This is a genomic window from Pedobacter sandarakinus (assembly GCF_026240095.1).
GTDB classification, from domain to species: domain Bacteria; phylum Bacteroidota; class Bacteroidia; order Sphingobacteriales; family Sphingobacteriaceae; genus Pedobacter; species Pedobacter sandarakinus.
This window is the reverse complement of the sequence record NZ_JAPIVG010000001.1, coordinates 1,242,451-1,267,706: the sequence shown is the minus strand read 5'-3', so window position 1 is coordinate 1,267,706 and position 25,256 is coordinate 1,242,451. Positions and strand designations below refer to the sequence as shown.

The following is a 25,256-nucleotide window of genomic DNA, read 5'->3' as shown; positions in this document are numbered from 1 at the left end:
TTTAATACGATCAATATAAAAAATCCTAGAAATAAAAAAGTCCCGATGGATATCGAGACTTTGACTTATTTAACTTCCTCGTAATCGACAAAATCGCCGAGTTTATCTGTTTTACCACTTTGTTTTGGCGGCATATAATCAATAGATATGGCGCCTTCTGGTTTTGATCTCTTTTGTTGCTGCCCTTGTGCGCTAGCTTGTTGTTGCATCTTACTAGCGAGGTTGTTAAACAGCATTGGCAATATCAGTCGAATCAACATTCTAATGATCCAAAGTACCAATATTGCAATAAAAACGAACTTAACTAATCCCATGCTTTAATTTACTGTTGTTACAAATATAGACGGATGAGCGAAGAAATTGTTACTTTTTTCGGGTTTAATTGCAATTGTATTACACAGATTACATTTCTTAAGCGTTTGAACAAACTAATCTTCTACAATTTCCGCTACCCTCCCCACTTGGCCATCGTCCAACCTAACCTTAATTCCACGAGAATGATATGCTGCAGAAGTAAGTAGGCTTTGTACAACGCCGTAAGTGATGTTTCCGGAGCGCTGATCTTTCTTTAAAATAATTCCTACTGCTAAACCCGGATAAATGTCTTTTCTATTTTGGCCGTCCATGTTATAATTTTTGAAACGTAAACTTCAGTATAAATTTTGAAATAGTTACCTCAGGGCTACTTAGCAAACTTTTCATTATACATTTTTTCAAGGGCGAACATCTCATCACGAAGTTTTGCTGCCTGCAAGAAATCCATGTCTTTAGCAGCTTTTTGCATGTATTTACGAGTATTATCAATGGCTTTTTGTAATTCTGCTTTACCCATATATTGCACAATAGGGTCGGCAGCAATACTAACCTCTGCGTTTTCTACATAAGCCCTTGCTTTATTATCGCTGGCTTTTTGTGAAAAGTCCAGTACCGAAGTTTGTTCCAGAATAGCTTCCCTGGATTTGCCAACCGTTTTCGGGGTAATGCCATGCTCCAAATTGTAAGCGATTTGTTTTTCCCTGCGGCGGTTGGTCTCATCAATTGTTTTCTCCATGCTTTCGGTTATCCCATCAGCGTACATAATTACACGTCCCCTATCGTTACGTGCAGCTCTACCAATGGTTTGTATCAGCGATTTTTCCGAACGCAAGAAACCCTCTTTATCCGCATCTAAAATGGCCACTAGAGTCACTTCGGGTAAATCTAAACCTTCTCGCAATAAGTTAATCCCCACCAGCACATCAAATTCTCCCAAACGCAAACCCCTTAAAATCTCTACGCGTTCCAGGGTCTTAATTTCAGAATGGATATACCGGGTTTTAATATTTAAGCGATCCAAATATTTTGTTAACTCCTCTGCCATACGCTTGGTTAAGGTGGTTACCAAAATTCTCCCGCCATCTTTTATCGTCAAATCAATTTCATCCAGCAAATCATCTACCTGGTTAATGGCAGGCCTAATTTCAATTACCGGATCTAGCAAACCAGTTGGTCTAATTACCTGCTCTACCACAACTCCCTCCGATTTTTCCAGTTCATATTCGGCAGGCGTGGCACTCACATAAATTGTCTGCGGCGCCAGAGCTTCGAACTCATTAAAGTTAAGCGGCCTGTTATCCAAGGCTGCTGGCAATCGGAAACCATATTCTACCAACGAAAGTTTCCTCGATCGATCTCCGCCATACATCGCCCTAATTTGTGGAACTGTAACGTGGCTTTCATCTATCACCATTAAGTAATCATCCGGAAAATAGTCGAGCAAGCAGAACGGACGCATACCAGGCTGCCTTCCATCAAAAAAACGAGAATAATTTTCGATACCAGAGCAGTAGCCCAGTTCCTTCATCATCTCAATATCGAAATTGGTTCGCTCTTCCAAACGCTTGGCCTCTAGCAAATGCCTATCGGCAATTAATTGGTTCTTACGTACCTCTAGCTCTTCTTGTATTCCCCAAATAGATTGGTTAAAACGATCTTTAGGCGTAACAAATAAATTAGCAGGGTAAATAGCCATATCTTCCAGCTTCTCTAACGTTTTACCAGATACCGGATCGATCGCCGAAAGTTCCTCAATGTCATCACCAAAAAAAGAAATGCGGTATGCGTGATCCAAATACGCAGGATAAATATCCACTGTATCGCCTTTTACCCTGAACGTACCACGTTTAAATTCTGTAGTAGTACGTGAGTACAAAATTTCTACCAGGCTATGCAAAAAGGCATTTCTAGAAATCCGTAACCCCACACCAAAACGGAAAACCATTCTCGAAAAATCTTCAGGGTTTCCCATACCATAAATACAAGATATTGAGCTCACTACAATAATATCCCTACGTCCACTCATTAATGATGATGTAGTGCGCAAACGAAGTTTTTCAATCTCTTCGTTAATACTCAAATCTTTTTCTATATAAGTATTGCTCGATGCAATAAAAGCTTCTGGCTGGTAATAATCATAATAAGACACAAAATAATTTACCGAGTTTTCAGGGAAAAAATTTTTAAATTCTCCGTAAAGCTGGGCGGCAAGTGTTTTGTTATGACTTAAAATTAGCGTTGGCTTTTGGGTTTGCTCAATTACATTTGCCACCGTAAAGGTTTTACCAGAGCCGGTAACGCCCAATAAAGTTTGGTAATGTTCATTCGCATTTACGCCGTCTACCAGTTGCTGTATGGCTGTTGGCTGGTCTCCGGTAGGTTTATATTCTGATGTAATTTTAAATTTCATGGGCAAATCAAATATACAACTTAGGCTGCAAACACTAAAACAGCTAAAAGTCAGGAAAGTTGTAAATGCCGCAGCAGGAAATCATTACCAATGCAAAACGACTGTCTCTTAAATGATTGGAAAACGAATGTCATCACTTTTGGCTAAGGCAGCCCCGCCATTCGCTACAATCTTTTATTGCTGTATTCTGCCACAACAGCATAACTTCCAAACAATAAATGCAACTACTGAAACAGGCAATAAAAGGATTTTTGCTCCTGTCAGGTCTATTTAACAAAGGTTTATCAGCTTTGTGCAAAATATGCCATAAAAAAAATCCCCGCTGAAACCTATTCAGCGAGGATAATTTTTATAAAGTTTTGTTTTGTTTACTGTAGCAACTATTTTGCGCCAGCAACCTTCATTGGGTTAGAACCAACAGACTGGCCTCTAACTGTGCCACCTGCTTTCATTTTGTAAGTTCTAAATTTACTTTCCCTGGCTTTGCCGCCCCAAGTGTTATTAGCCGTATCAATATCTGCCGTTTCGCGTAGTGGATCTACTAAAATCGACTCTACTTCTTTATCCTTTACATAAAATTTAGAAGTTTTCAACTCATTATGTCTCCAAATTTGCGCCGGAATTCTATCGATCTCTTTAGTGCCATCTTTGTAAGTAAATTCTACAATGATTGGCATTACCAACCCACCTTTATTACTGAAACTCAATTCGTATAAAAACTTGTTTGCATACTTATCTTGCTCAGCGTCTGGTACTACCTCCAAAGGCATTGGCACCTCTACTTTAGTTGTTTTCGTAGTATCAACGCTTACCATTCCCCTATCGTATTTATAGTAGAAATCTTGTGCAGCTGTGTTTTTATCTACATAGAAACCAATTTTTTTATCTTCTCTGTTTCTAATTTTAGAGATATCATCAAATGTATTAAGAGCAGGTTTGTCTACTTTCATCATTCTCGATCTCGCAGCAGGAACATCTTTAGGGAAATCCGCCTTTGCAAATTTCACGCTATCCAGGGCAATATCGCAGGCATCTGTTCCATAGAACCAACCTCTCCAAAACCAATCTAAATCTTCACCACTGGCATCTTCCATGGTACGGAATAAATCTGCAGGTTCTGGGTGTTTAAATGCCCATCTTCTAGCATATTCTTTAAAAGCATAATCAAAAAGTTCTCTACCCATAATGGTTTCGCGAAGAATGTTTAAACCTGTAGCCGGCTTAGAGTAAGCATTTGGGCCGAAGCGGGCAATGTTTTCAGAATTGGTCATGATGGGTTCCAACTCATCTTTTGGCAGCTTCATGTAATCTACAATAGTGTAAGCCGGGCCTTTTTTACTTGGAAATTTGTTGTCCCAAAGTTCTTCGGTTAAGTATTCAACAAAAGAGTTTAAGCCTTCATCCATCCATGTCCACTGGCGCTCATCGCTGTTTACAATCATTGGGAAAAAGTTGTGGCCAACCTCGTGGATAATTACACCCAACATCCCATTCTTTGTGCCTTCGCTATAGGTTCCGTCAGCATCTGTACGGCCGTAGTTAAAGCAAATCATTGGGTATTCCATTCCGTTGGCAGCTTCAATACTTTGTGCAACCGGGTATGGGTATGGAATGGTAAAATCGGAATAGGTCTTAATAGTGTGTGCTACGGCTCTGGTAGAGAATTTGCTATACAGGTTATAAGCCTCTTTACCGTAAAAACTCATGCACATTACGGTGTTATTATTCGCTTGAATCTTTTGCGGCATCGCATCCCATATAAATTTACGAGAAGACGTCCAGGCAAAATCGCGAACATTATTGGCATTAAATACCCAGGTTTTCTTAGCGGTAGATTTTTTCGCTTCTGCGGCCGTGGCTTCTGCCAAAGTTTGAATTTCCACTGGTGCAGTTGCATTTTTTGCAGCATTGTAGCGGCTAAGTTGTGTTGGCGACAGCACAGCACTGTAGTTGATACACTCTCCGGTAGAACCCACCAGGTGATCTGCAGGGACTGTCATTTGCACTTTAAAATCGCCGAAGGTTAAAGCAAATTCGCCCCTACCTGTAAATTGGTGGTTCTGCCAACCCTGGAAATCGCTATAAACGCACAAACGCGGGTACCATTGGGTCATGGTAAATAAGTAGTTTCCATCTGCTGGGAAAAACTCGTAACCACCACGACCACCAATACTCATCCTGTCGGTAATTTTGTAGTTCCAGTCAATGTTAAAGATTAATTTCTGGCCTGTTTTCAAGGCTACAGGTAAATCTACCCGCATCATGGTTTTGTTTACGGTATATTTTAAGTTTTTCCCGGTAGCATCAGTAAGTTTTGTAATGTTAATACCTAAACCATTATCGGCTTTACCGCTTAACTGCTCTAAGCTTTGCGTAGTACCTACAGCTGGCATTCTCGTTGCATCCTGGTAGTTGGAGCTTTTGCTCGTACTATGCTCATTTTCATCAAGCTGTAACCAAATATAAGTGAGCGGATCTGGAGAATTATTAGTATAAGTAACCGTTTCTGAACCAGTTAACATTAGGTTTTTTTCGTCTAACTCGCACTTAATGTTATAATCGGCCCGTTGCTGCCAGTATTTTACGCCTGGGGCACCGCTTGCGGTACGCTGTTCGTTAGGGGTTGGCAAAATAGTTCCCAATTGTTCGAACTTGTTTCCATGGTTACTCCCTGGGTTGTTCTGAATGTTTTGGGCCATTGCCATACTGCCAGAAAAAAGCAGCAGACTTAAAGTAAATAATTTATTCATAATTCTTAGTTAGTTATTAAAAGGGCAAACGCTCTAAAGCCATTTTTAACGCAAGGCTAAACACAGCTGCAGATATAAACAACACCCAACTCAATCGTTTGATTTTGGTATAGTTGAAAATTATAAAGGTAATTAATAAAATAATCAAAACCATAAAAATTTGGCCGGCTTCCAGTCCGAGATTAAAACCAAATAAACCCCAGCCAATATTTTGATCTTTTGCTAACATCATCCTAATTGAGTTGGCAAATCCCATTCCGTGGATTAAGCCAAAGCCTAGTGCAAGGAAATAGTTTATTCTTAAAGATTTTGATGAGAAGTTCCTTTTAAACAAATTGCTTACGGCAGTAATAACAATACTGCACGGAATTAAAAATTCTACCCATTTACTATCAAAGCGAATGATATCTAGAACGCTTAAAAGTAAGGTGGCAGAATGGCCAATGGTAAACGCTGTAACTAAGATAAGCACTTGCCTAATGTTAGTATAGCTGTAAATTGCCACCAGCGCAAGTATAAAAAGTTGGTGATCTAAAGCATCTAAGCTAACAATGTGCTCCCAACCCAACTTAAAATAAAAGACAAAATCTTGAAAAACCATGAATTTTAAAGGATTACGTTTCTCACTATAAAATATAAGTGCTAAAATTAAATTTTTAAATACTAAACGTGAAATTATCTGCCGAAACAGGGCTTAACCATTAAATTTGTTACCCAAACTATTTACTCTTACCGATTTCTAACGTCGTTTATTGTGAAGTATAATGAAACTCATCTTCACAATAAAAACCCCTAGCTTAGTGTACCGCTAACTGATTTTCGACATGATGATTAGATTAAAGTATTACTTTCAAAGGCCGGAAAAAGGTTTCGACCCAGTTCCGCTATCCCACGCAGCAACATACGCCGACCACGAGTTTCGGAAGTTCAATACCGATTTCATTGATGAAATGGTGAACCAAGAGGTGTCGTTTTCAGGAAAATCTTTGTTAGATCTTGGTGGCGGCCCTGGCCAGTATAGTTTGGCCTTTGCTAAAAAAGGCGCACAAGTTACCTGGCACGACATCAGCAGGAATTACCTCAACATCGTGAAAAATAAGGCCAAACAAGAAAAAGTAAACATAAAATATTCATTGGGTTATTTAGAAGACGCCCACGGCACGTATGATATTGTATTTAACAGGATTTGTTGGTACTACTGCATTAACGATTATGCTTTTGCAAAGCATATTTATCAACTGGTAAACGATGGTGGCTATGCATTTATCATGATTAACAATGATAACTTCTTGCAAAAGGAACTCCAAAAGGAATCCAGGTTAAAAAAATCGATAATCAAGTTTAGTTTTTGGTTAAATGAGAAACTCAATGTGAAGCTTACCCATGTCCATCCATCGCATGCCAAACTTAAAAAGGTGTTTGCCAAATATCATTTCTCCGAATTCAACATCCAGCGAACAGGTCTAAATACCCTGATCACTTTTAAAAAATAGCCGCCTTTATATCGTAACTTTGCTTTGTATCGTTTAGTATTTTTAGCATTACGTAAACCTATGAGTAAGTTTAAATATATCTTGCCGTTTCTTTTTATTGCTTTAAGCAGTTTTTCTGGCCGGCTAAAACATCCTTTACATGTAAGTACTACAGAGGTAAATTTCAATGGAAAGGATAAAACATTGGAAATAAGTTGCCGAATTTTTACTGATGATTTCGAATCCATACTTGCAAAAAAATATAATCAAAAAATAGATCTATCTAGTGCTGCTTTAAAAGCCAAAATGGATGAGGTGGTTAAAAAATATCTTACCAGCCATGTGCTTATTAAGGCCAATGGAAAGCCAACGACTTTACAGTATGTTGGGTTTGAAATTGACCATGAGGCCACTAATATTTATTTAGAAGTAGAAAAAGTATCAACCGTAAAGGCTATAGAGGTAAACAGTACGATTTTATATGATATGTTCGATGATCAAATGAGCATTGTACATGTAGTGAAAGGAGAAACACGTAAAAGCACAAAAATTCTTTATCCCGACCGAACTTTTACGGCAAACTTTTAGATACTTGCTTTGTATTAGATAGTAAACCGCTCTAATAATGATCTGCTAATGGTGAGCATAGATTAAGCCAGATTTAGATTATTAAAAGCCAGGTTTACCTATTCCCTATTGTTGAATAAATTATGCAGTTAATTGTATTTTCATCTGTATTAACACCTAGGATAAAATATATCTTCAATTTTATATTTAGGGATATCTTAAAGGCCGAGGTTCTATTTACCGGAAACGAACAGCAATTTTTAGAGAGCACTGATATTAAAATCAGCTATGGCAACCAACCAATTGCCGATGAGTTATTTTTTAAAAGCACCCCTCTATTATTTGCCAACAAGGTAGAAGAGATCGTTGTAAAAACGACAATTTTTGGTGAAAACCAGGTGCCTTTCCCGGTACAAAATTCACTTTTACCTTTTGATGTGTTTGCTGCTTCATTTTTTATCTTAAGCAGGTATGAAGAATATTTGTATCAGAAAAGAACAGATGAAGAATTTTCAGCAAATAAAAGTTATCAATACAAATGGAAAATCTTAGATCGCCCGATTATTGATGAGTGGGCACTAATCATTAGAAACCTCATCCGTACAAGATATCCGCAGGTGAAATTTCATGAGAAGAGTTTTGTCCAACAATTAACCATTAATATCCACATTGAGCCTAGTGCACCAGGGGGAATTATTGAAAAAGCTAAATTCTATGCCAATGCTGTTTTAAGCAAAGATAACACTTATTTAAGCAACAAGTTTGATCTAGTAACTGGTATAAGCGTACCCGTAGAAAAAGCCTTACAAGAAGTAGAACCTTATGTGGTGGCAACCAACATTAAAACAACATACTTTTTGGGTTTTCCTAAAGTACCAGCAAGTTATATTCAGTTAAAAGAAATTTCATCTATACTTAAAGGTAAGTCTGTAGGATTGTTGGCTCCCTGTACAAGCACTAAGCAGCAAATTGGAAATATTAAAGAAAGCCTATCAAGACTTAAAACCAATCTACCAAGTTTGGTTTTGTTTAGTAGCCAGCAATTAGAAGTACTAAAATTTCCAGTTTGTTATCTGAATCTAATTAGCAGTGGAGTTACAGCAGATTACTCCATGGGTTATGCAGCAACCCCAGGATTTAGGGCAGGTACTTGCACGCCGTTTAGTTGGTACGATTTACAACTTGAAAAAGTTACCCTGTTAGCCGTAACACCTTATGCATTTGCCGATACTGCTCTAGAACACTTGAGCCAGGAAAGCATGAATAATATTATAGATGACCTATTAGATGCCGTTAAGATGGTGAGTGGGTGTTTTTGTAGCAGCTGGCAACTCAAAAGGCTCTCAAGCCATCTAAAATATAAGAAATTGAATACCGCTTTTAAAGCAATGATAGGTAGTGCCAAAAATTAATTTTAAGACTAATTGTGCACAAAGCGCTGAGTTAAACAATAGGATCATTAAATTTAAGCCTCCAAGCAAGACTTATTAAAGAATACAAACATGGTTTTTAATCTCAGCAAAACGACTTCGATCGCCAACACCTTTATCTCTGAACTTCGGGATGAAACTATCCAGAAAGACGCGATGCGTTTCCGTAAGAATTTAGAACGCATGGGCGAATTTTTTGCATATGAAATTAGTAAATCCCTAAAATATGTCGATAAAGAAGTAACTACCCCTCTTGGCGTAGCCACTTGCGCTATTTTGGCCGAACAACCTGTATTAGCAACCATTCTTAGAGCAGGCTTGCCTTTACAACAAGGAATTTTAAACGTATTTGACCAAGCCCAGTGCTGTTTTATTTCTGCCTATAGAAAGGTAAAAAAAGGTGGAGATTTTGTAATCCAGATGGATTATGTATCATCGCCAGATTTAGAAGGCAGAACTTTAATTATGGCCGACCCCATGCTGGCGACCGGGCAAAGCATGGTCATGTGCTGCAAGGAACTCATCGGCCGCTATAAGATTGCCGAGCTGCATATTGTTTCGGCGATAGCCAGCGTTGAGGGTGTGGCGCATGTAAGGGCAAATTTACCAAAAGCTAAATTGTGGCTCGGCGCAATAGATGAAGAAATGACCAGCAAATCTTACATTGTACCGGGCTTGGGCGATGCTGGTGATTTAGCATACGGAGAGAAACTTTAGTATACCGTTTTTGATGAATATTCTTTTTGTGTGCAGTAGGAATAAGTGGCGCAGTGCCACCGCCGAAACCATTTTCAAAAACCACCCAAACCACCAGGTTAGGTCTGCAGGTACAGCACCTTCAGCAAGAATTAAACTCACAGCTAAACACATCTCCTGGGCAGATATCATATTCGTTATGGAGAAAAAGCACAAACAGCAAATAGCAGAAAAATTCAATAGTCAACTTATCGCTTCGATGATTGTGCTGGATATTCCAGACGACTATCAATACATGGATGAGGAATTGATTGATGAGCTTACCGCAAAAGTTTCTTCTTATTTATAAAAAACGACAACAAATACATGCATCACCACAAAAAGCATATTTTTTTCGATCTTGATCACACGATTTGGGATTTCGACCGCAATGCGGAAGAAACCTTGAATGAGCTCTATGACACCCATAAACTAGCAACACTGGGCGTAACTTCCTGCGCAGATTTTATTGCCACTTACACCGAAAATAACCACCAACTGTGGGCAGATTATCATTTAGGCAAAATCACTAAAGATTTCCTACGCTCGCAACGATTCAGCAAAACATTTATAGCGCTCGGCGTACATCCTGATGCAGTTCCGCACCAATTTGAGGATGATTATGTGCGTATTTCTCCGACCAAAACCAATCTCTTTGAAGATGCAGAAATGGTATTGGCTTATCTCCAGAAAAAATATACACTCCATATTATTTCAAATGGTTTTAAAGAAACTACTTTAACCAAGATGGATCTGTCGAAACTAAATCCATACTTCCAAAACGTGATCATTTCTGAAGATGTAGGGGTTAATAAGCCAAGTCCGATCATTTTTGAATATGCATTAGACCGAGCCAAGACGACCAAACCAGATAGCATTATGATTGGCGATAGTTTAGAAGCTGACATTTATGGTGCACTAAACTTTGGGATGGAGGCAATTTTTTTTAATCCAATGGAAAAAGAAAAGCCTGCTGATGTAAAACATGAGATTAAACATTTAAAAGATTTGCTCACGCGATTCTAGTACTTTAATAGTTATCTTTAGCAATGAATACTGCAAAAGTAAGGCGCTCTATACACCGCATTGTAAACTCTTATAAAGCGAAGTTAGCACAGTATGAAGATGAAGTTTTTACGCAAACACCGCCGGCAGATGGATGGAGTTACAGTGAAGTTTATTCGCATATTTTTGATGCCAGTTTACTTTCTCTAATTGCTTTAAACGATTGTATTAGTGGGAAGGGTGAAAACCAGCCAACACACTTTGCTGTAAAAATGATCTTATTTATGGGCGCTTTCCCGCCGGCAGCAAAATACAAAGTGCCACAAAGGCTGGCCAGCAGGGTTAAAAAGATTGCTAAAACTGAGGCTTTAGATTTTATTCTTGAATTTGAAACGGCATTTGAACAGTCGTTTGCCAAAATAGCTGATGCAAACCCAAAGGTTAAAACCAAACATCCGAGGTTAGGTTACCTCAATGCCAAACAATGGTTAAGGTTTATCGAAATACATCTTAAACATCATTTGAAGCAACTGCAACGGATAGAAAAGAGTTTTCAGCAAAGCATTTAAATTTTACATCTTTGCGCTGATGAAATTACCCGCCATAAAAGGTTTTGATGAAGAAGCATTTAATAAGTATTTAAAAAATACGGGCTGGTTAATGTTTGGAAAGGCATTAAGCCTAATAGTAAATGTTTTAATTACTCGATACCTTGGCCCTATCTTATTTGGTGATTTAAGTTTTGGTCTTTCGCTTGTTGCAATTTTAGCTGCGATTGGGGGTTTAGGATTAGATACCTTCATCATTAGAGAAATTATTCAGCAGCCAAATAAAAAAGATGAAATTCTGGGAACATCCTTGTGGCTTCGAATGGTTACCAATGCATTATTGGTTCCTACTGCAATAATTATCTACTTGGTTAGTAACAAGCTATCCCCTGCGCCTGGTGAACCGCTAACTTTGCTAGTTGGCCTGCTTGCTGTGGCCTCTTTTTTCAAATCGTTCAATATAATCGATGCTTATTTTCAATCACAGGTACAATCGAAATATGTGGTTCAGGTGCAAAACATCTGCCTAATTATCACTTCCGTGGTGAAAATTATCATTATTAGTTTAAATCTGCCGCTAATATATATTGTGTTAGCTTATGTATTAGACGCTGTAGTATTAGCTATTGGCTTAACCATCATTTACCAGAATAGAAACTTAAGCATCTTCAATTGGACGTTTAATAAACAAAGAGCTAAGAGCCTGTTGCGTCAATCATCGCCGTTAATACTTTCGGCTGTAATGGTTACCATTTACATGAAAATTGATGTGGTAATGTTAAAAAGCGTTGGGAGTAAAGCCGTTGGCATCTACAGCAGTGCACAAAACCTAAGCGAGGCTTGGTATTTTATTCCAAATGCGATCGTGATTTCCGTCTTTCCAGCTTTGCTTAATGCCCGCAAAACAGATTTGGGCCGATATCAAAAACGGCTCGGCAATCTTTACGATCTTTTGGTATACATTAACCTGCCATTGGCTATGTTTATCAGTTTTTTCGCCGCAGATATTATTCACATCATCTACAACGGAAAATACGATGGAGCCGGAGAAATGTTATCTATCCACATTTGGTCGGGTATTTTTGTATTCCTGGGTATGGCCAGTTCTCAATACCTGGTTGCAGAGGGATTAACAAAAATTTCGTTTTACCGAACAGCCGCAGGCGCTATAGTTAACATAGTACTTAACATCTGGTTAATACCCAAATATGCAGGTGTTGGTGCTTCTTTAGCTACACTAATTGCATGCTTTGTTTCTACATTCTATGTTTTACTCATCCCTAAAACCAGGCAGCAAGGAATTATGATGTTAAAATCACTATTTTTGATCACAACATTTCAAAAAATACTTAAACGTTGAATAATTTAAAAGCACTAACCACATTAATTGCAAAACCTAATAGGTTAAAAGCATTATTATCTTACGGACACAAAGGTTATCTCAATAGCATTGGGTGGTTTACCGCTTTCGACAAGAAACAGGCCGTAGATGGAAATGGAAAACCACTGCCTTGGGTTACTTATTCATTTATCGATTTTATTAAAGAACGAATAAATAAATCGCACCGGGTTTTCGAGTATGGATCTGGCAACTCTACTATATTTTACGCTGAAAGAGCTTGCGCTGTAACTTCTGTTGAGCACGATAAAGATTGGTACAATAAGGTTAAAAATGGCAGTCCGGCGAACGCTGAAATGATATTTTGCGAATTACAAAGGGATGGTGAGTACGCCAAAAAAGCTGCGCTTCTGGATCAGAAATTCGATATTATTATTGTAGATGGCCGCGATAGGGTAAGGTGTTGCAAATATAGTTTGGATGCATTAACACCGAATGGGGTAATAGTGTTAGACGACAGCGAACGGGAAGTCTATAATCCTGCCAGGATTTTGCTTAAAGCACAAGGTTTTAAAGAAATTAGCTTCAGTGGGATTTCGCCGGGTCTTTTTTATGAAAAAGCTACCTCTGTATTTTACAAGGCCGACAATTGTTTGGGGATATAATCATTATTTACACTTATGCTCAGCGAAGAAGTTAAAACAGCATACGATAATTTTTACACCAATAACGACGTGGCCTGGCGAATGTTGGGTGCAAAATATAAAGCCCAAAATGTTGTAACCGTTTGTAAAGATTTAGATCCGAAGAAAGTATTAGAAGTTGGTGCAGGCGATGGTAGCATTCTGCATTTCTTAAACGAGTGGAATTTTGCGCCAGAACTTTATGCCTTAGAAATTGCACAAAGTGGGGTAGATCTCATCAACGAAAGAAAGCTAAACAAACTGGTAAGTGCCAACACATTTGATGGCTACAAAATTCCCTTTGCGGATGATACCTTCGATTTGGTTATCCTGGCACACGTATTAGAACATGTTGAACATGAGCGAGTGCTTATACGAGAACTTAAACGCGTTGCAAAATATATTGTAATAGAGGTTCCAAAAGATTATCGTTTTGGTGTAGATAAGCGGATGAAACACTTCTTAGATTATGGCCACATTAACATGTACACGCCTACATCTTTACGGTTTTTGTTGCAGAGCGAAGGTTTAGAAATTTTGGCAGACAAAGTGTCTATGACTGCCCCTGAAACGGTGAAATTTAATGAATTCATCAACAGAAAAAGACCAAATAATTTTGCAACCAACCTAAAAATAGAGCTTGAGTATCGCATTAAATTTACCTTAGGCAAGATGCTTGGCACTAAGAAACAAGAACAGTTTGCAAATGCATACACCGTCTTAACGAAAAAATCAGATCAAACTTTACAAATATTTTAAGTGATAGCTCATGCTACGGTTCGGTATAAATTGAGCCAACTGTATCTCTCAAAAATGCTGAGCTAAAATAAAATTGACTGTAAAACATTCAAAAGAAATTTAAAAGGTAATATAGTAACCATGCAAAAACTTGCGCCAATAGCCTTATTTGTCTACAATCGCCCCCAGCACACTGAGCGAACTATAAAGTTTCTCAAACAAAATGTGCTGGCTAGCGAGAGCAGGCTTTTTATCTTTTCTGATGGCGCAAAATCTGTATCAGATGAGCAAAAGGTAGAAGAGGTACGGGCGATTATTAACCATACCGAAGGGTTTAAATCTGTTAAGGTATTTGAACGTAAGGTAAATGCTGGTTTAGCAAACGCAATTATAGAAGGTGTATCTAAACTTATTGCAGATTACGATCAGGTAATTGTTTTGGAAGATGATCTAATTACCTCACCTCACACGCTGTTGTATTTTAATAATGCTTTAGACCTATATCGCGAAGAAGAAAAAGTAATGCATGTTGGGGCATACATGTATCCCTTGAAAGCCGATGTGCTTCCTGAATCCTTCTTTTATCGTGCGGCAACAAGTTGGGGCTGGGCAACCTGGGGCAGGGCTTGGAAGCATTTCGAACCCAATATTGATGTCTTAATGAGATCCTTCGACCAAAAGAAGAAGTTTGCTTTTGCTATTGAAAACAAGATGAACTTTTGGAAGCAAATGCAAGATTTTAAAAAAGGAAAAAATAATAGTTGGGCCATTCGCTGGTACGCCTCTATCTTCTTAAAGGGAGGCCTAACGTTAAACCCATCTCAATCACTGGTAAACAACATCGGACACGATGGCACTGGAGTGCATTCTGGCATTAATGACATTTATAATGTGGTAATTAACCCGAAACCCATTAGTCAATTTCCAAAGGTAATCGCAGAAAACAAAGAAGCATATCAAATCATCAAAACATTTTTAGCTGGAAGAAAGGGCAATTTAGCCACGCGGATTAGGCGTTTTATTTACGAGAAATTTGCGCCTTACTTCAATAGATAAATGCTTACCCTTTGATTTAATAAATCTTACCCGATGAAAGCGTACTTTTTAAAACCAACTATTACCTGCCATAAAGAAGATCAAACATATCTCCGAGCGCTTTAGAAGTTTGCTTACTATACCTAAAAGTGCTATCACCATTTATATCTCGATACATTAACATTACCGCCCGGTAAGAAACCTTTGATAGCTTCACTTTTCGATCTCTCTCTTTTGCCTCTTGTTTCTTTAGGTTCAGCGCTTGCATTTTTTTAATGATAACGAGGTTTTTCTCCATTCTATCTATGCCATCCTCTTTTATCGATTGTAATTTAGCATGTTTCGGAAGATCTATTTTCAAATTGGTAATTGCATTTAAGTACTCTAGGTTGCCATTAAATTTGTAGCTTAAAAGCTTAAATTCTTCCGTTTGATACTTCGGACTAAAGTAGATCATGCTGCAGGCGAAACCCAAAAATAAGAGCGAAGCTGTTGCGTAACGCTTCCAAGGTTTAAAATCGATTTCTACTTTCGGCTTCACCGTAAAAAGGTAACAAAAGATAGCACCAGAAATAAAGCCGCCAATATGTGCCGCATTATCTACGTTTTTACCAAACGCACCATTTATCAATACTAAAAATGAAACGATTAACGTACTTAACAACAATGCCTGATTGGCAGCACGTTCGAAAGTTTTATTAAGGAGCAGCACTATGAATGCGCCATACAAACCCATAATGGCGCCTGAGGCACCAAGCATAATACCCTCTTGGTGGAAAGTTAAGCTTACCAAGCCGCCACAAATACCGCTTACCAGGTAGATAAATAGAAATTGTTTCCAGCCCAGTTTGTTCTCGATCATTAACCCAAGATAAATTAGGGCGTACATATTAAAAAAGATATGTGATAAAGAGCCGTGAATAAACTGATAGGTAACCAGGCGCCAATACTGCCCACCGAGTACCGCATTCCGGTGGTTTACACCAAAGTTTAATGTAAAGTTTTGCATGCGCTGGCGGATTTCAACTGCATCGAGATTCTCTGAATGTGCTAATACATACCTGAAGAAAAATGCAGAAATAATACTGATGGCTACAAAAGCAATTATATTCAAAATCAACACAATGGGCGTTACCGAATATCCCTTCTGCGGGAAAAACAGGTATAAAACGTTTTTGATTTTGTTTTTGATTGCCAAAGGGGCTTTCTCGAAATACTGATCGTCTTGCTCGGCAATGAGGGTGTGGAATGCAGTAATACGCTCTTCCCAAACGTCTTTTAAGTGAAATTGAACATACTCAAATTCGTGAAAGAATTTTTCTAAGTTTAAATCGTTCTTACCATAATCGTTTAGAAGCATTTGGATACCCACACACTCACTTTTCACTACGGCGAAATTCCCATGAATTCTTATAGATATTTCTTCACTATAAGATTGAAATGAAATAGGTGTATAGGCGATTAACCCTGTCTCTGAGATATGACTCAATTTCCATCCCAGATTTTCAATAGCTTGTTGTGCAACAATTAAATATTTATCGGCAGGAAAATCTCCTAGCGGGATAAATTTTTCGATTTTAGGAGAGTAACCCCAACTAACAGACATAGAGCGTTTTTATTTCTTTGCCACTAAGATAATATAAGGCGAAAGATTTTTGCTATCGAAAGGGATAATTTTCGTAAAAATTTTACCGGTTATCCAAACCGCTTTCTTAAAAAACCGAACGGCTATGGATTTTTGGCTCTCATCTTCTAACCAAACACTAAACCGACCAAAATAACCCGCCTGCACTTGTTTTAAACCTGCAGCCTCGCAAATATTTTTCAGTAAACGAGGGTTCATACTTTCGATGTTATGCTTATCGTAGTTTTCTTTGTCGAAGGTTTTTTGAAACCAACCATTAACCGCGTTAAAATTTGGCAGGGTTATAAACAACGTTCCCCCTGGTTTAACAAAGGCAATATGCCGATTTATGATATCAGCAGTATCGTTAAAATGTTCTATCAAGCCGCAGCTCAATACTAAATCGTACTGTTTTTCTGGTTGATAATTGAATAAATCGGTTTCAATGATGTGAATATCACTTTCTTTCAAATCATTTTTTTCTAGAAGGGCCTGCACTACCGGCGGATGCACAAAATAATCTAAGAGGGTAACATCAAGCTTAAGATACTTCTTTAAAAACACAGCATAATAACCTGGAAAACCGCCGAGTTCAATGGCATCTTTAACATCGTTTTTAGATACGACTTCGGCAAGTTGCCGATGAAATAAGTAATTGGCGGGTAATTGCACCGCAAGACCTTTTTTCCGCTCCCAATAATTTACCCAAAAAGCCCTGTCGGTTAATAAGTTTGCCATGTAAGTTTAAAATCCAGTTTCAAAGAAACGGAAATAAGTGTAGAGTTTAAAAATTAATCGTTACTTCGGCAGGAAAACTGTTAAAACAACGACTAATTAAAAATTATTTAAGGTCTTTCAAAATCTCTTCTACGGCTTTCTGTAACTGTGGATCTTTATCAGCCAAACGATCTTCGAAAGTATTTTTCACAAAAATATCTGGCTTAACGCCGTTGCTTTCTAAATTTTGGCCATCCATCGTATAGCAACCCCATGATGGTAATCGGTAAGAAGAACCATCAACCAAACCTTTAGCCGAGGTAAAAATAATCCAACGATAAGTTTCGGTGCCGATAATTTTCCCCAGTTTAAGTTGCTTAAACCCGGCTGCAGTCATCTCGGCATCACTCAGTGATTGTTCATTTATAAGCAATACAATAGGTTTTGCAGCAGGGCCAAAATTACTTTGTGGCGCCAATTTTCCCCCTCGGTATTTCCATTGTAAATACGGCCGTTGCGAAAGAAATTTCAATACATCATCGTGTACATTTCCACCGGTGTTGTAACGTAAATCTAAAATAATGGCATCTTTATTTTCTTCCTGCGCCACCATATCGAGTAAGAAACTTTCCAGCTCGCCGCCGCTCATATTTTTCATATACGAGTAAGCAATGCGATTATTACCCCATTTATCTACATTTTTCCGATTTGTTGTGATCCACTCATCGTATAAATTGGCTCTTAACATTGCTGCACTTTCGGGATGAAGGTTAACAAAAATGTCTTTCCCTCCACGACTAAAAGTGAGTGTCATTTCTTTATCTAAGGATGGTTTGCTGAAATAATAATCCCGATCGATATTCGGTTGCACCCTAATCCCATTAACGGCAATTAAAACATCTCCTGGCAAAACGTTATTTCCTGTATGCGCAGCATTGCTTTTGGCAGCAATACGTTTTACCCGAAGTGGATTCTCGTTTTCAAATATAATTCCTGTTTCATTGGTTACATAATTGAGGTTTTTTCTTTCCTCGGCACCACTGCTGTTAAAACCCATGTGCGATGAGTTCAGCTCACCCAACATATCATTCAGTAAGGTTCTTAAATCGCTACGATTATTTACGTAAGGCAAGAAAGCAGCGTAACGTTTACGCATGTTATCCCAATTTACACCGTGAAACTTCTCATCGTAAAAGTTTTCATTTAATCCCACCCATGTTTCGTAAAACATTTGATTGAATTCGGCATTTAAATTTCGCGTAAATTTATACCCATGGTCAATTTTATCCAGTTTATTACTCTCTAAACTATACTTATTGATTACGCCCCTAGAAAGTACAAAGTATTTATCTCCAGCTTGTACGATCGAATAATCCCCACCATCTGTAACTTTCTCTGTTTTATTCGCCTCAAAGGATTCTATTGTTGTTCTATAAAGTCCTGGTACCCCACCTTCATGATTTGAGGTAAAGAACACATATGTCTTATCGCCCTTGGCAAAAACATCAGTACCGTTCTGTCCGCCAAAAGCAGGCCCAACCAGCTCGATCCTGTCTAAAATATCTTGTGTGTTGATGGTGATTACACTCGCAGGCTTAGGTGTTGGTTTAGCTTCTGCTTTCTTTGCCGTATCTGCTTTGCTTTTTTTTTCCTTTGTAACCACAACAGCTGGCTTAATTTCTGCAGGTTTAGATTCTTTAAACAAATCATCAAACTTATCAGAACGGAATGGCTCATCGTAATTATCCAACGCCATTCTATAGATATGCGCATTAGACATGCCTGTTGGGTAAGATGGCTTTGTACGAGCGCTGGTAAAGAAAATATACTTTCCATCGGGCGACCAGGATGGGCCTGTCTCTGTAACGCCTGTATTGGTTAAATTAATAGTTTTATTTGTCTTAATCTGGTGAACCAAAATATCTTGCTCAAAGTTTCGGTAAACAGTAAATAAAACATATTCATCATTTGGAGAAAAGCTTGGTGCGGAATTCTGAAAAGCCCAAAACTCATCGGTAACTAAAGTTTTGCTATCAAATGTTTTTAGATCCAATAGTTTTAATTCGTTACGGCCGCTTAGGTAAACTGCCATGGTTTTGCTTTTGTTCAGGCAGATATCTCGGTTGTTGGCCTGGTCTGTAGTAAGTTGTTTAACCTTACCTTTTCCATCTCCGGCAATGCTAAACCAATTTTGATAGCCATTGGCTGTTTGACTAAAAAGTATGGTTTTATTATCGGCAAGCCACTTGCATTCCATAGCACGCTCGCCACTATTGGTTATCTTACGGATAAATTTACCATCGGCATCGCTAACAAAAACCTCTCCACGCGATATGAAGGCAATCTTTTTTCCATCTGTTGAAGCATCAAAAGCAGAAATATTTGATCGCACATCATATTCCTGTTCTTTGCTTAACACCTGGTTTCTCGACGTGCTGATGTTTACCTTTTCCGTTTGCTTTGTGCCTACATTATAAACATACAGTTGGTAATCCTTTTCGAAGACAACAACGTTCCCATTTGCGGCCACAAAAGGTCTTTTTATTGAAGTTTCGAATTTAGTTAACCCCGTTTTTTTACCATTGATAAATGTGTAGAGATTGTACTCATCATTGCCTTCATCAGATACGAAATAGACATTGCCTTTTTGATCTACGCTCGTCCAGAAATCCTTGCCGATGTAGTCCGTATATCGTTTATATTCTTTGGTTTTAGGATTATAAGATTGAATATCGGGATTATAGGCACCTTTATAGTGCTTACGGTTTGGAAAGCGGTAACTTTCCCAGGTATCGTTAAAAAACAACGCTCCGTTTGGCGATTCGGCAATGTGATGGGTAGTGTTAAAATAGTTATCGAATAAGCGGACAGGGGTGCCGCCACCAACACCGATCATATAGCTCGAAAAAGAATTATATCTCCCGGATGTGAAATAGATCGATTTCGAGTCCCAACTCCAATTATCTACCTCATCACTCGCATCGTTAAAGGTTAGCTGTTTAATATCGCCACCGTTTATGGGCATCACGTAAACATCATTATTTCCAAATTGATTGGATGAGAAGGCGAGCAACTTACCATCGGGCGAAACTTTTGGATTGATTTCCTCTCCGGGCATAGCCGTAATTCTTGAAGCTACGCCCCCACCAACTGCAACTTTCCAAATATCGCCATCGTAGCTAAATACGATTGTCTGTGCATCGGGCGTTAAAGCAGGGTAAGAGGCAAAGTAAGTTTGGTCTTGGGCAAACAGTTGCATGGGCAGCAAAAAAGCCACTGCCGCAAGCGATTTCAGAAAGGGTTTAATCATGGTTGTAGTTGGTTTGGCTTTGGAAAAGATGAAATTACACAACAGATTTTACATTCGTAAACAATAAATGTATTTTTGATTGATTTGAAAGTAGTACACCTAAATACCTATGATGGAAATGGCGGCGCAGGCAGGGCCTGTTTAAGGCTGAGCGATGCGCTTAAAGCAAATGGTGTAGATTCTACGGTATTGGCGTATTATAAATTTGGCCAAAATCCGTCGGTAGATACTTTTACAAAGTCTCCTATCCAAAAAGCAAAAGCTATTTTTAATATTTTATCGGAAAGGTATTATGCCAAATGGCTGAGCAAATCTGTTAAAACGCCCTTTAGTTTGCAATGGTTTGGTCGTTCGATAAAAAACCATCCCATGGTAAAAAATGCAGATGTTATTCACTTGCACTGGGTAAATCATGGATTTTTGACCCCGAAATTTCTGGCCGAGCTAGATGAATTGGAAAAACCCATCGTTTGGACTTTCCATGATAGCAATGCGTTTACTGGCGGCTGCCATGTGCGTTACGGCTGCGAAAACTTTCATCAGCAGTGTGGCAACTGCCCCATCTTAAAAATTAGTGGCGGCAACGATATTTCACATAAAACCTGGCTTCGCAAACAAAAAGCCTACACCAACCTGAATTTCCATGTTGTAGCGCCGAGTAGATGGATGGCAAATTCTGTGAAGTTTAGCAGCTTACTGGGAACGAGAAAAACAACGGTTATCCCTAATACCATCGAGACCAAGATCTTTAAGCCCTACGTTAAATCGGAAGCTAAAAAAATACTGAAAATTAGTTCTGATAAATTTGTGTTGATGAGTGGCTTTATGCCCTCCAAAAACGATAAACATAAGGGAACACCATACTTAATCGAGGCGCTGGAGATTTTATCACGCCGAGCCGGTATAGCTCAACAAAATATAGAATTGGTTATTTTCGGAAATAAGGACAACGCAGAGATGCCCGATTTTCCATTTAAAACCACTTTTTTAGGCACCATTAATAAAGATGAACATTTAGCAAAGTGCTATTCTGCCGCTGATGCATTTATTACACCATCATTGGAAGATAACTTACCCAATACTGTTATGGAAAGCCTGGCCTGTGCCACACCGGTTATTGCATTTACCACAGGGGGGATTCCAGATATGGTACAGCACATGCAAAACGGTTATCTGGCGAAATATGAGGATGCAGACGACCTTGCAAATGGCATAGAATGGTTATACCATCGTCCAAACAAAGAGGATATCCAGAAAGCAGCCCGATTGAGTATTTTAGCAAACTTTTCTGAAGATATCATTGCTGCAGAACATATTCATCTGTACGAAACTTTAATTGATTTGCAGCCAAAATAATATGGGATCAGCTAAAAAACCAACGCATTAATATGCCCAAACTCACTGTCATCACTATTGTGTACAACAATGTTCGGGATATTGAACGAACAATTAAATCCGTACTAAATCAAACCTATCAGAAAATCGAATACATTGTTATCGATGGAAAATCTACTGATGGCACTTTATCTATCATCGAAAAATACCGAGATCAAATTGCTAAGATCGTTTCGGAACCCGATAAAGGCATTTATGATGCAATGAACAAAGGCTTGGCCCTGGCCAGTGGCGATTATGTTTTGTTTATGAATTCTGGTGATGAAATTTATGATGAAACAACTGTCGAAGACATTTTTGCAACCGCCGATGGAGCCGATATCTATTACGGAGAAACAGAAATGTACAACGATGCCTGGCAAAGTTTAGGAAGAAGGCGGCATGAAGCACCAGAAAAATTCGACTGGAAAAGTTTTAAGTATGGCATGAACATTAGTCACCAAGCCATTTACATTCGAAGAAACATTGTTGAACCTTATGATTTAAAGTATAAATACAGTGCCGATATCGATTGGATTATCAAGGCTGCTAAAAAAGCATCGAACATTGTAAACGTTCAAACTTATGTGGCCAAATATTTGGTAGGCGGAATCAGCAAGAAAAAGCACCGCGAAAGCTTAAAAGAGCGCTTTAAAATTTTCACAAAGTACTACGGATTAATCCCAAACATCTTCAACCATCTTATTATCGCTGGAAATTTGGTGGCTTATTTTGTTAAACACCGAAGAACTAACGATTAGGGAATGAATGAAGATATCCAGTTGCTTTTTGCTACATACGAACAGGAATTAGCAGCGTTGCAATTTGAAATTGAAGAAGCCCAAATACATGGTGATTACGAAACGGTTTATCTTCTTAATAAGGCAATCTTAAATACCAGGCATCAAATCTATATACTGAATTTAATTGCAGACCCGAACTGGAGGGAGAAACAACATCTGGAACAAATTATTGAAGTTTACAGCAAAAGATTAAACTACCCGGATGAATTGAAGGCGAAACTGTTGGCTCCCTCAATTAACAAGCTGTTGGAATTAAATACGCTCCAATCTAACCACTATTTTAATGATGGACAAGACTTCGACGACGCCATTTATGATTTAGTTGATGGGAAAACCTTATCGTCCACTTTTTATCTTCGTAAAGCAGATCAGCTTTATCTTCATTTCTCAATCAAAAAAGAAAAAATTAATATTCGCATTACGTCATTTGCCAAACTGCCAAGCAAAGATTACTTCTCCAAACCTACGATACGTCATTTAAGGCGAATTGGTTTCACTAAAAATAAGTCTAAAAAATATTACCATTTAAAATATCCACAGGAAGATTTTAAAAACGCAATGCAGATCAAAGCAATTGTGAGCAGGATTATCTATGAGGTGTTGTATAACTATGATTTAGATCGGGAAACGACGCTTATCATCCAAGCTAATCCAAATTTTTAAAAACAAATTTTCCTTTAGTACTGTCTTAAATACATCAACTATTAAAAACAGTAAACATTATGGGACAATTAAGTAATCGCAATATCGCCGTACTCTCAGAGAGCGGATTTGAAGAAGTAGAATTAACAGAACCGGTAAAAAGGTTAAAAGAAGAAGGTGCAACAGTGCATGTAATTTCTTCTAAAAGTGGCAAAATTAAAGCTTGGGATCAAGATCATTGGTCGATAGAAGTTGATGTAGATAAAACTTTAACAGAGGTAAGTGCAGCAGATTACCACGGACTGGTTTTGCCAGGTGGGGTAATTAATCCAGATCAACTACGTGTAAATGAGGATGCAATCGCATTTGTAACTGAATTTTTTAAAGATGGAAAACCTGTAGCTGCCATTTGCCATGGCCCGCAAACATTAATTAGCGCAAAGGTTGTAGAGGGTAGAAAACTAACTTCGGTTAAAAATATCTCGCAAGATTTAATTAATGCCGGAGCACTTTGGAGTGACGAAGAAGTAGTGGTAGACCAGGGTTTGGTAACCAGCAGAACGCCAAAAGATTTACCTGCATTTAATGATAAAATGGTAGAAGAATTTGCCGAAGGCGTACATGAAGGACAGCATGCCTAAATAAAAAGCAATTTCTAATGCTTAGAAGCGGTTGGCGTGTGGCCAGCCGCTTTTTTTATAGTTTTACCTGTCTTATGATGTTCTTAATATTCAGCTCGATAATATCTGTCATGTTTTTACAGCGAAGATAGTTGGCGTCTTTAAAATAGTCGCTCATACTTTGTTTTAAGATGGCGATATTCTCTGGCGTAGTCAGTTCTTCTTTGTTCGAAACATCTCGCAGGTCGGTAAGGCGGTGGCGCTCACTCCGTACCCGGTGCACAATAGATGAGCGTTCTTCTTGCTGGTATTGCAACACCGTTTTATCTGTAAGTTGCTCCATGCTCATTTTAACATAAGGTAGGTTTTCCTTAAAAAACTGCGGAAGGTAAACTTTTAAGTTTCCTTCATAAAATTGCTGATCAAAATCTATGGCCCGAATGCGGAACTGAATATCATCAAAGTCAGGCGTAATTTGCACTACGAAATTGTATGCTCTCATATCCCCCAATAGCATAATCAGGCACCGCTCGTTAAACTTAACAAACTCTTTTGCAATACGGGTAGGGTTAAATTCAGGGGTATATAACTGACCTTTCGTAAAAACATCGCCTGGAATTCCGGCAATATGTTCTTCAACCAAAGTGTCGCCATCAACTAAATAATTAACCTGGTTAGGGGATAAAATTTCTTCCAATTCTAAGCCATAAATTCGTGATGAGTCGGCTTTCTTGATATAGAAATAATCATAAACATCGTTTAAACGGTTAACAATCCTAATTCTAAAAGGATGCGTATTCCCGAATGTACAGTATTCAATTTTGTCGATATACTTATGTTCTACAATACGCAAGTTGCCAGAGGCCTTTAAACTGGCATATATCTCTTTTAAACCATTGTGGATAAATTCCAGTCGGTCTTGTGCATAAATAGGGCCCTCCCAAAGTGAGTCCTGCCCATTTTTATCCATCAACGGGAAAGCCTCATTAAATTGCATTAAATCTTGGTAGGTAATGGGCAACTTAGCCTCACGCTGATACATGCGCAAGTACTTTTGTAGTCTTGGCGTAACCGGAAAAATCGGTTTCTTCTTTAGGATTTTTACGTCGTCTGTTTCCATTGATACACAATGTAACACT

24 protein-coding genes are annotated in these 25,256 nt (G+C 38.4%); 15 read left to right on the top strand and 9 right to left on the bottom strand.

Translation table 11 applies throughout. The annotated features are described in order from the left end of the window. Positions 1–65: 65 nt before the first annotated feature. The 5 genes from OQ268_RS05470 to OQ268_RS05450 form a co-directional block, all read right to left on the bottom strand. The gene (locus OQ268_RS05470; protein ID WP_265855092.1) at positions 66–314 is read right to left on the bottom strand and encodes a DUF4834 family protein; all 249 of its coding nucleotides are present in this window, start codon (positions 312–314) and stop codon (positions 66–68) included. Between the two features lie 114 nt (positions 315–428). Then, a complete protein-coding gene (locus OQ268_RS05465; RefSeq protein WP_265855091.1) occupies positions 429–626 on the bottom strand; it encodes a YwbE family protein in 198 nt (65 codons plus the stop codon). Positions 627–682: 56 nt separating this feature from the next. Beyond that, positions 683–2,725 carry an excinuclease ABC subunit UvrB gene (uvrB, locus tag OQ268_RS05460; RefSeq protein WP_322973939.1) on the bottom strand — a complete coding sequence of 681 codons (2,043 nt, stop codon included), beginning with the start codon at positions 2,723–2,725 and terminating at the stop codon, positions 683–685. Positions 2,726–3,105: 380 nt separating this feature from the next. Then, positions 3,106–5,475: a M1 family metallopeptidase gene (locus tag OQ268_RS05455; RefSeq protein WP_265855089.1), complete on the bottom strand. Its 2,370-nt coding sequence runs from the start codon at positions 5,473–5,475 to the stop codon at positions 3,106–3,108. A gap of 16 nt (positions 5,476–5,491) precedes the next feature. After that, positions 5,492–6,076 carry a HupE/UreJ family protein gene (locus OQ268_RS05450; protein WP_265855088.1) on the bottom strand — a complete coding sequence of 195 codons (585 nt, stop codon included), beginning with the start codon at positions 6,074–6,076 and terminating at the stop codon, positions 5,492–5,494. Between the two features lie 223 nt (positions 6,077–6,299). Between OQ268_RS05450 and OQ268_RS05445 the strand changes: the two genes are divergently transcribed. The 11 genes from OQ268_RS05445 to OQ268_RS05395 all read left to right on the top strand — a co-directional run bounded on the left by OQ268_RS05445 (position 6,300) and on the right by OQ268_RS05395 (position 15,048). Next, on the top strand, positions 6,300–6,968 hold the full coding sequence (locus OQ268_RS05445; RefSeq protein WP_265855087.1) for a class I SAM-dependent methyltransferase: 669 nt from the start codon (positions 6,300–6,302) through the stop codon (positions 6,966–6,968). 60 nt (positions 6,969–7,028) lie between these two features. Continuing rightward, positions 7,029–7,535 (top strand): DUF6702 family protein, encoded by a 507-nt coding sequence (locus OQ268_RS05440; RefSeq protein WP_265855086.1) that lies wholly within the window; start codon positions 7,029–7,031, stop codon positions 7,533–7,535. 122 nt (positions 7,536–7,657) lie between these two features. Beyond that, on the top strand, positions 7,658–8,926 hold the full coding sequence (locus OQ268_RS05435; RefSeq protein WP_265855085.1) for a DUF7033 domain-containing protein: 1,269 nt from the start codon (positions 7,658–7,660) through the stop codon (positions 8,924–8,926). A 90-nt stretch (positions 8,927–9,016) separates the two neighbouring features. After that, on the top strand, positions 9,017–9,661 hold the full coding sequence (upp, locus tag OQ268_RS05430) for a uracil phosphoribosyltransferase (protein WP_265855084.1): 645 nt from the start codon (positions 9,017–9,019) through the stop codon (positions 9,659–9,661). A 13-nt stretch (positions 9,662–9,674) separates the two neighbouring features. Further along, positions 9,675–9,989: a low molecular weight protein tyrosine phosphatase family protein gene (locus OQ268_RS05425; RefSeq protein ID WP_265855083.1), complete on the top strand. Its 315-nt coding sequence runs from the start codon at positions 9,675–9,677 to the stop codon at positions 9,987–9,989. Positions 9,990–10,006: 17 nt separating this feature from the next. Next, entirely contained in the window at positions 10,007–10,705 is a 699-nt protein-coding gene (locus tag OQ268_RS05420) for a YjjG family noncanonical pyrimidine nucleotidase (protein ID WP_265855082.1), read from the top strand. Positions 10,706–10,728: 23 nt separating this feature from the next. Continuing rightward, positions 10,729–11,253 (top strand): DinB family protein, encoded by a 525-nt coding sequence (locus OQ268_RS05415; RefSeq protein WP_265855081.1) that lies wholly within the window; start codon positions 10,729–10,731, stop codon positions 11,251–11,253. A gap of 19 nt (positions 11,254–11,272) precedes the next feature. Further along, positions 11,273–12,592 (top strand): flippase, encoded by a 1,320-nt coding sequence (locus tag OQ268_RS05410; protein WP_265855080.1) that lies wholly within the window; start codon positions 11,273–11,275, stop codon positions 12,590–12,592. Continuing rightward, positions 12,589–13,236, top strand: coding sequence for a class I SAM-dependent methyltransferase (locus tag OQ268_RS05405; protein ID WP_265855079.1), 648 nt, complete (start codon positions 12,589–12,591; stop codon positions 13,234–13,236). Before OQ268_RS05410 ends, OQ268_RS05405 begins: the two co-directional genes overlap by 4 nt. 15 nt (positions 13,237–13,251) lie before the next feature. Beyond that, positions 13,252–14,013, top strand: a complete 762-nt coding sequence (locus tag OQ268_RS05400) for a class I SAM-dependent methyltransferase (protein WP_265855078.1) — start codon at positions 13,252–13,254, stop codon at positions 14,011–14,013. 120 nt (positions 14,014–14,133) lie between these two features. Further along, positions 14,134–15,048, top strand: coding sequence for a glycosyltransferase (locus tag OQ268_RS05395; RefSeq protein WP_265855077.1), 915 nt, complete (start codon positions 14,134–14,136; stop codon positions 15,046–15,048). 61 nt (positions 15,049–15,109) lie between these two features. Here the strand turns inward: OQ268_RS05395 and OQ268_RS05390 are convergent, their stop codons facing one another. The 3 genes from OQ268_RS05390 to OQ268_RS05380 all read right to left on the bottom strand — a co-directional run bounded on the left by OQ268_RS05390 (position 15,110) and on the right by OQ268_RS05380 (position 20,678). Beyond that, complete coding sequence (locus OQ268_RS05390) at positions 15,110–16,633, bottom strand: rhomboid family intramembrane serine protease (RefSeq protein ID WP_265855076.1); 1,524 nt, start codon at positions 16,631–16,633, stop codon at positions 15,110–15,112. A 9-nt stretch (positions 16,634–16,642) separates the two neighbouring features. Continuing rightward, entirely contained in the window at positions 16,643–17,389 is a 747-nt protein-coding gene (locus OQ268_RS05385; RefSeq protein WP_265855075.1) for a class I SAM-dependent methyltransferase, read from the bottom strand. 103 nt (positions 17,390–17,492) lie between these two features. Then, the gene (locus OQ268_RS05380) at positions 17,493–20,678 is read right to left on the bottom strand and encodes a S41 family peptidase (RefSeq protein WP_265855074.1); all 3,186 of its coding nucleotides are present in this window, start codon (positions 20,676–20,678) and stop codon (positions 17,493–17,495) included. Positions 20,679–20,762: 84 nt separating this feature from the next. Between OQ268_RS05380 and OQ268_RS05375 the strand changes: the two genes are divergently transcribed. From OQ268_RS05375 to OQ268_RS05360, 4 genes are read left to right on the top strand one after another with little or no spacing between them, the layout of a single operon-like run. Beyond that, a complete protein-coding gene (locus tag OQ268_RS05375; protein WP_265855073.1) occupies positions 20,763–22,034 on the top strand; it encodes a glycosyltransferase family 4 protein in 1,272 nt (423 codons plus the stop codon). A 32-nt stretch (positions 22,035–22,066) separates the two neighbouring features. After that, positions 22,067–22,813 (top strand): glycosyltransferase family 2 protein, encoded by a 747-nt coding sequence (locus OQ268_RS05370; protein WP_265855072.1) that lies wholly within the window; start codon positions 22,067–22,069, stop codon positions 22,811–22,813. A gap of 3 nt (positions 22,814–22,816) precedes the next feature. Next, entirely contained in the window at positions 22,817–23,518 is a 702-nt protein-coding gene (locus tag OQ268_RS05365; protein WP_265855071.1) for a hypothetical protein, read from the top strand. 59 nt (positions 23,519–23,577) lie between these two features. Further along, the gene (locus tag OQ268_RS05360; RefSeq protein WP_265855070.1) at positions 23,578–24,138 is read left to right on the top strand and encodes a type 1 glutamine amidotransferase domain-containing protein; all 561 of its coding nucleotides are present in this window, start codon (positions 23,578–23,580) and stop codon (positions 24,136–24,138) included. Positions 24,139–24,193: 55 nt separating this feature from the next. On the opposite strand, the gene OQ268_RS05355 is transcribed toward OQ268_RS05360, so the two are convergent. Beyond that, a complete protein-coding gene (locus OQ268_RS05355) occupies positions 24,194–25,237 on the bottom strand; it encodes a hypothetical protein (protein WP_265855069.1) in 1,044 nt (347 codons plus the stop codon). Positions 25,238–25,256 lie beyond the last annotated feature (19 nt).

Excerpts from the sequence above, each read along its gene's own strand:
- OQ268_RS05400 (WP_265855078.1), top strand. The coding sequence starts at position 13,252 with ATGCTCAGCGAAGAAGTTAAAACAGCATACGATAATTTTTACACCAAT.
- OQ268_RS05365 (WP_265855071.1), top strand. The coding sequence starts at position 22,817 with ATGAATGAAGATATCCAGTTGCTTTTTGCTACATACGAACAGGAATTA.
- OQ268_RS05355 (WP_265855069.1), bottom strand. The coding sequence starts at position 25,237 with ATGGAAACAGACGACGTAAAAATCCTAAAGAAGAAACCGATTTTTCCG.
- OQ268_RS05370 (WP_265855072.1), top strand. The coding sequence starts at position 22,067 with ATGCCCAAACTCACTGTCATCACTATTGTGTACAACAATGTTCGGGAT.
- OQ268_RS05455 (WP_265855089.1), bottom strand. The coding sequence starts at position 5,475 with ATGAATAAATTATTTACTTTAAGTCTGCTGCTTTTTTCTGGCAGTATG.
- OQ268_RS05425 (WP_265855083.1), top strand. The coding sequence starts at position 9,675 with ATGAATATTCTTTTTGTGTGCAGTAGGAATAAGTGGCGCAGTGCCACC.
- upp (WP_265855084.1), top strand. The coding sequence starts at position 9,017 with ATGGTTTTTAATCTCAGCAAAACGACTTCGATCGCCAACACCTTTATC.
- OQ268_RS05410 (WP_265855080.1), top strand. The coding sequence starts at position 11,273 with ATGAAATTACCCGCCATAAAAGGTTTTGATGAAGAAGCATTTAATAAG.
- OQ268_RS05435 (WP_265855085.1), top strand. The coding sequence starts at position 7,658 with ATGCAGTTAATTGTATTTTCATCTGTATTAACACCTAGGATAAAATAT.
- uvrB (WP_322973939.1), bottom strand. The coding sequence starts at position 2,725 with ATGAAATTTAAAATTACATCAGAATATAAACCTACCGGAGACCAGCCA.
- OQ268_RS05465 (WP_265855091.1), bottom strand. The coding sequence starts at position 626 with ATGGACGGCCAAAATAGAAAAGACATTTATCCGGGTTTAGCAGTAGGA.
- OQ268_RS05395 (WP_265855077.1), top strand. The coding sequence starts at position 14,134 with ATGCAAAAACTTGCGCCAATAGCCTTATTTGTCTACAATCGCCCCCAG.
- OQ268_RS05415 (WP_265855081.1), top strand. The coding sequence starts at position 10,729 with ATGAATACTGCAAAAGTAAGGCGCTCTATACACCGCATTGTAAACTCT.
- OQ268_RS05440 (WP_265855086.1), top strand. The coding sequence starts at position 7,029 with ATGAGTAAGTTTAAATATATCTTGCCGTTTCTTTTTATTGCTTTAAGC.
- OQ268_RS05385 (WP_265855075.1), bottom strand. The coding sequence starts at position 17,389 with ATGGCAAACTTATTAACCGACAGGGCTTTTTGGGTAAATTATTGGGAG.
- OQ268_RS05470 (WP_265855092.1), bottom strand. The coding sequence starts at position 314 with ATGGGATTAGTTAAGTTCGTTTTTATTGCAATATTGGTACTTTGGATC.
- OQ268_RS05380 (WP_265855074.1), bottom strand. The coding sequence starts at position 20,678 with ATGATTAAACCCTTTCTGAAATCGCTTGCGGCAGTGGCTTTTTTGCTG.
- OQ268_RS05445 (WP_265855087.1), top strand. The coding sequence starts at position 6,300 with ATGATGATTAGATTAAAGTATTACTTTCAAAGGCCGGAAAAAGGTTTC.
- OQ268_RS05360 (WP_265855070.1), top strand. The coding sequence starts at position 23,578 with ATGGGACAATTAAGTAATCGCAATATCGCCGTACTCTCAGAGAGCGGA.
- OQ268_RS05390 (WP_265855076.1), bottom strand. The coding sequence starts at position 16,633 with ATGTCTGTTAGTTGGGGTTACTCTCCTAAAATCGAAAAATTTATCCCG.
- OQ268_RS05420 (WP_265855082.1), top strand. The coding sequence starts at position 10,007 with ATGCATCACCACAAAAAGCATATTTTTTTCGATCTTGATCACACGATT.
- OQ268_RS05450 (WP_265855088.1), bottom strand. The coding sequence starts at position 6,076 with ATGGTTTTTCAAGATTTTGTCTTTTATTTTAAGTTGGGTTGGGAGCAC.